The organism is Oerskovia sp. NPDC056781 (assembly GCF_042789955.1).
Lineage (GTDB): Bacteria > Actinomycetota > Actinomycetes > Actinomycetales > Cellulomonadaceae > Oerskovia > Oerskovia rustica.
Genome location: NZ_JBHUAD010000246.1, coordinates 1 through 5,506 on the forward strand (window position 1 = coordinate 1; position 5,506 = coordinate 5,506).

A 5,506-nucleotide genomic window follows, 5' to 3' on the forward strand; every position below is an offset into this window, starting at 1 on the left:
GGGTCGGTCAGGGACGTGCCTGACCGACCCCGGGCACGACAGCCGGGTCGAGCGGGTGGGCTCAGCGCGTCGTGCCGTCGACCGCGAACGGCTCGATCGCCGCGATCTCCTCGGCCGTGAGCGCGGGAGCGTCGAGCGCGGCCACGTTGTTCTCGAGCTGCGCGACGCTGCTCGCCCCCACGAGAGCCGACGTGATGCGCTCGTCGCGCAGGACCCAGCTCAGCGCGAGCTGCGCGAGCGACTGCCCGCGACCGGCCGCGATCTCGTTCAGCGCACGCGCGCGCTCGAGGTAGGTCTCGGAGATGGCGGTGGGCTTGAGGAAGTGCCCGACGGCGGCGCGCGAGTCCGCGGGCACCTCGCCCGAGAGGTAGCGGTCCGTGAGCAGCCCCTGCTGGAGGGGCGAGAAGACGATGGTGCCGACGCCGAGGTCCTCGACGACGTCGAGCAGGTTCTCGCCGTCGTCGTGACCGGCCTCGGGCAGCTCGACGTGCCGGTTGAACATCGAGTAGCTGGGCTGGTGGATGAGCAGCGGCGTGCCGAGGTCGGCGAGGATCTGCGCGGCCTCGCGGGTCTGCGAGGGCGAGTAGTTGGAGACGCCGACGTACAGCGCCCGCCCGCTCACCACGGCCGTGTGGAGCGCGCCCATGGTCTCCTCGAGCGGGACCGTGGGGTCGAACCGGTGCGAGTAGAAGATGTCGACGTAGTCGAGGCCCATGCGGGCGAGCGACTGGTCGAGCGAGGACAGCAGGTACTTGCGCGAGCCGCCGTCGCCGTAGGGGCCGGGCCACATGTCGTACCCGGCCTTGCTCGAGATCACGAGCTCGTCGCGGTAGGGGCGCAGGTCGCGCGCGAGGTGGCGCCCGAAGTTCTCCTCGGCCGAGCCGTAGGGCGGGCCGTAGTTGTTCGCGAGGTCGAAGTGCGTGATCCCGAGGTCGAACGCGCGGCGCAGGATCGCGCGCTGGTTGTCGAACGGGTTCACGTCGCCGAAGTTGTGCCAGAGGCCCAGCGACAGTGCGGGCAGGGCGAGTCCGCTGCGACCGGAGCGCCGGTACGTCATGGACTCGTAGCGGTCGTCGGCGGCGAGGTAGCGGGGTGCGAGAGGCATGCTGCCATTCTGCACCCGGGGCCCGGACCCGGTCACCGGGATTGTGCTCAGGCCGAGTCGCGCACCACGAGCGTCGGGTCGAACACGACCGACCGCACCTGCCGCTCGCCCGCGATCTGGCCGACGAGCAGGCGCGCCATCTCGGCCGCCATCTCCTCGACAGGCTGCCGCACGCTGGTGAGCGCCGGGCGGCAGAGCGGGGCGATCGAGCTGTCGTCGAACCCGACGACGGCGACGTCCTCGGGGACGCGCAACCCGCGGGCCGTGATCGCGTGCACGGCCCCCTGGGCCATGTAGTCGTTCGCGGCGAACACGCCGTCGAGTCCGGGGACGGCGTCGAGCAGGCGTTCCGTCGCGGCCTCGCCACCCTCGAGCGTGAACTCCCCGGGCTCGGCGGGGACGTACGCGCGACCGTGCCGGGACACCTCGTCGCGGAAGCCTGCGAGGCGTTCCTCGGCGGCGTGCAGGCCGGCCGGGCCGGAGATGACGGCGAGCTCGTCGCACCCGCGCTCGATGAGGTGCCGGGCGGCCAGTCGCGCGCCGTCGCGGTTGGCGACGTCCACGAAGCTGATGGGCAGCGCGGGCTCGGGGCGGGCGAACAGGACCGCGCGCTGGCCGGCCTCGACGAGCATGCCGGGCAGGGGGTCGTCGGCCTGCGCGGCGACGAGCAGCGCGCCGTCGGCGTTGCCCTGGCGCAGGTAGGACATGACCTGGGCGCGGGCGTCGTCGGTCTCGGCGAGCATGAGCACGGGGTGCAGGTCGTGGGGCCGCAGGGCGCGCACGAACGCGGCGACGATCCGCCCGAAGAACGGGTCCGCGAAGACCTGTCCCGTCATCTGGTTGCCCTCGATCTCGGGGTCGACGCCCGAGATCACGACCGCGACGGTCCCCGTGCGTCCCGTGACGAGCGAGCGGGCCGCCCGGTTGGGCACGTACCCGGTCTGGGCGATGGCCTTCTCGACGACGGCCCGCAGGTCCGGGGCGACGCGGCGCTGCTGGTTGATCACCCGGGACACCGTGGCGCGCGAGACTCCCGCCACCCGGGCGACGTCCTCGAGCGTCGGGGGCGTCGAGACTCGGCCGTCCTCACGCATGGGGCGAGGCTAGCAGCGCGTGCGCGGGTCCTGGTGCATCGCGGCGCCCGACGGCGGCGCGCGGTCAGGGTGGGCGCCTCGCCGTCGGGCGTGGGTCACGGGGTGGGGGTGCCGGAGCACCGCGGCGGAGCCTCCACGGCTGGGAGAGCGCTCTCTTGACGAGGGTGCCGCTCACCTGAATACTGACCGACATCGTGAGAGAGCGCTCTCTCACGACGTGCGTCCCGCTCGACGTAGAGCCAGGACGCGGTCGACGACGACCTAGGAGAGAACCGATGCCCTTCTCGCCCCTTCCCACCGTGCCGCCACCGGCACCCACCCCGCACCGCGGGAGACCACGCACCCGTCGCGGCGCCGGAGCCGCCCTGGCCCTGGCTGTCGCGGCCGCGGGCCTCGCCGTCCCGCTCGTCCCCGCCTCCGCGGCCGACGGACCCGCCCTGCTGTCCCAGGGCAAGCCCGCGACGGCCTCCTCGACGCAGTCGCCCAACGGTTACCAGGCTGCCGAGGCGTTCGACGGCGACGGCGGCAGCCGCTGGTCGAGCCTGGCCGCCGACCCGCAGTGGATCCAGGTGGACCTGGGCCAGCGGGCCTCGATCGACCGCGTCGAGCTCGACTGGGAAGGCGCCTACGGCAAGGGGTACCGCATCCAGACCTCGGACGACGGCTCGACCTGGACGACCGTGCGCACCGTGACCGACGGCGACGGGGGCGCCGACGTGCTCGACGTCGACGGCACCGGGCGCTACGTCCGCCTGCTCGGCGACGTCCGCGGCACGGGCTACGGCTACTCGCTGTGGGAGTTCCGCGTGTTCGGCGAGCCCGCCGGCGGACCGGTCGACCCGGTGGACCCGAACGGCCCCACGGCCTGCCTGACCGACGTGACCGCGGGCGCGACCGCGACGGCCTCGTCCCAGCAGGGCGACTCGACCCCGGCCAAGGCGGTCGACCAGAACACGAGCACCCGCTGGGGCTCGGTGCTGAACACGACCACCTGGACCGGCCAGGACGACGAGTGGCTCCAGGTGGACCTGGGCCAGGCCAAGGACGTCTGCGGCGTGAGCATCCTGTGGGAGGGCGCGTACGGCAAGGACTACGACGTCCAGGTCTCGACCGACGGCGCCACGTGGACGACGGCCGCCCAGGCGCGCGGCCAGGACGGCGGGACCGACGTCGTCACGTTCGACACGACCTCTGCCCGGTACGTGCGGTGGCAGGGCCTCGCCCGCGGCACGACGTTCGGCTACTCGATGTACGAGCTCCGCGTGCTCGCCCCCGGCGCCTCGATCGACCCGACGACCGACCTGTTCGGCCCGAACGTCCTCGTGTTCGACCCCTCGATGCCGGACTCGGCGATCCAGCACCAGATCGACACCGTGTTCGCCCAGCAGGAGCAGGACCAGTTCGGCCCCGGCCGCTACCAGTTCCTGTTCACGCCCGGCGAGTACGACGTCGACGCCCGCATCGGCTTCTACACCTCGCTCTCCGGCGTGGGCCAGGACCCGACCGACGTGACCCTGCACGGCGGGGACTGGGTCGACGCGCAGTGGTTCGGCGGCAACGCGACCCAGAACTTCTGGCGCTCGGCCGAGAACCTGTCGATCACCCCCGACGACGGCATGGCCCGCTGGGCCACGTCCCAGGCGGCACCGTTCCGCCGCGTCCAGGTCAACGGCGGGCTCCAGCTCGACTCGTCGGCCTACGGCTGGTCCTCGGGCGGCTACATCGCCGACTCGAACGTGACCGGCGTCGTCGAGTCCTGGACGCAGCAGCAGTGGTACGCCCGCGACAGCTCGGTCGGCGAGTGGAAGGGCGGCGTCTGGAACATGGTCTACTCGGGCGTCGAGGGCACGCTGCCCACGGCTGCGACGTGGCCGACACCCCCGGTGACGACGCTCGACACCACGGGCACCGTCCGTGAGAAGCCGTACCTCTACCTCGACGGCGACGAGTGGGCCGTGTTCGTCCCCGAGCTGCGCGAGGGCACGACCGGCACGACGTGGAAGAACGGCCACACGGCCGGCACCTCGATCCCGCTCGACGACTTCTTCGTGGCCAAGGAGGGTGACACGGCCGCCGAGATCAACGCGGCCCTGGCCGCGGGCAAGAACCTGCTCCTGACCCCCGGCGTCTACCGCGTGGACGAGACGATCCAGGTGGACGACCCCGGCACGGTCGTCCTGGGCCTGGGCTACGCGACGATCATCCCCGAGCACGGGGGCGTCGGCATGCACGTGGCCGACGAGGACGGCATCACGGTCGCGGGCATCCTGTTCGACGCCGCGGTCACCGAGTCCCCGGCGCTGTTCGTCGTCGGCGACGAGGGCGTCCACACCGACCACTCGGACGACCCGATCGTGCTGCACGACGTGTTCATGCGCGTGGGCGGGGCCGTCGCGGGCAAGGTCGACGCGGCCATGGTCATCCACGCCGACGACACGATCGTCGACCACGTGTGGTCGTGGCGCGGCGACCACGGCGAGGGCATCGGCTGGGACCTCAACACGTCCGACTACGGGTTCGTGGTCAACGGGGACGACGTCTCGGCGTACGGCCTGTTCGTCGAGCACTACCAGAAGTACAACACCCTGTGGAACGGCGAGCGGGGCAGCACCGTGTTCTACCAGAACGAGCTGCCCTACGACGTCCCGGACCAGGCGGCCTGGCAGAACGGCGACACCCGCGGCTGGGCCGCCTACAAGGTCGCCGACGACGTGAAGAACCACGAGGCCTGGGGCCTGGGCTCCTACTCGAACTTCACGTCCGACACCGAGGAGACCGAGATCGTCGTCGACGGCGGCTTCGAGGTCCCGCAGGTCGCCGGGGTCAAGATGCACCACCTGCTCGTCGTCTCGCTCGGCGGAGAGGGCATCTTCGACGCCGTCATCAACGGCGTCGGCCCGCGCGCCGACGGCCCGGACACCATCCCGAGCTACGTCGACTTCTACGGCGGCGTCGACGTGACGCCCACGCCCGCCCTCGACGTGCAGGCCTCGGCCGTCACGCGCTGCGTGGCCGGCAAGGTCCAGCTCGCGGTCACGGCGACCAACAAGGAGGGGTCCCCGGTCGACGTCGCGCTCGCGACGCCCTACGGCACCAAGTCGTTCTCCCAGGTGGCGGGCGGCAGGCTCGCGGCGCAGTCCTTCAACGCCCGGACGACGTCGGTCGCGGCGGGCAGCACCTCGGTGACCGCGACCGGGACCGTGGCAGGGCAGCCAATCACGACCGTCGTGCCCGCGACGTTCGACGGGAGGACGTGCTGACCTCCTGACCGGCCGGGGCCGATCGACCCGCCCGACCGGCCCCGGTC

The 5,506-nt window shown here is 72.3% G+C and carries 3 protein-coding genes; 1 reads left to right on the top strand and 2 read right to left on the bottom strand.

Going from position 1 to position 5,506, the window contains the following annotated elements; translation table 11 throughout:
* Positions 1-61 precede the first annotated feature (61 nt).
* Together mgrA and ACFRCR_RS16275 are read right to left on the bottom strand one after the other, a co-directional pair.
* A complete protein-coding gene (gene mgrA, locus ACFRCR_RS16270; RefSeq protein ID WP_056649576.1) occupies positions 62-1,105 on the bottom strand; it encodes an L-glyceraldehyde 3-phosphate reductase in 1,044 nt (347 codons plus the stop codon).
* A gap of 47 nt (positions 1,106-1,152) precedes the next feature.
* A complete protein-coding gene (locus tag ACFRCR_RS16275) occupies positions 1,153-2,199 on the bottom strand; it encodes a LacI family DNA-binding transcriptional regulator (RefSeq protein WP_377678958.1) in 1,047 nt (348 codons plus the stop codon).
* Positions 2,200-2,474: 275 nt separating this feature from the next.
* Between ACFRCR_RS16275 and ACFRCR_RS16280 the strand changes: the two genes are divergently transcribed.
* A complete protein-coding gene (locus ACFRCR_RS16280) occupies positions 2,475-5,459 on the top strand; it encodes a discoidin domain-containing protein (protein WP_377678960.1) in 2,985 nt (994 codons plus the stop codon).
* The last annotated feature ends 47 nt before the right edge of the window (positions 5,460-5,506 follow it).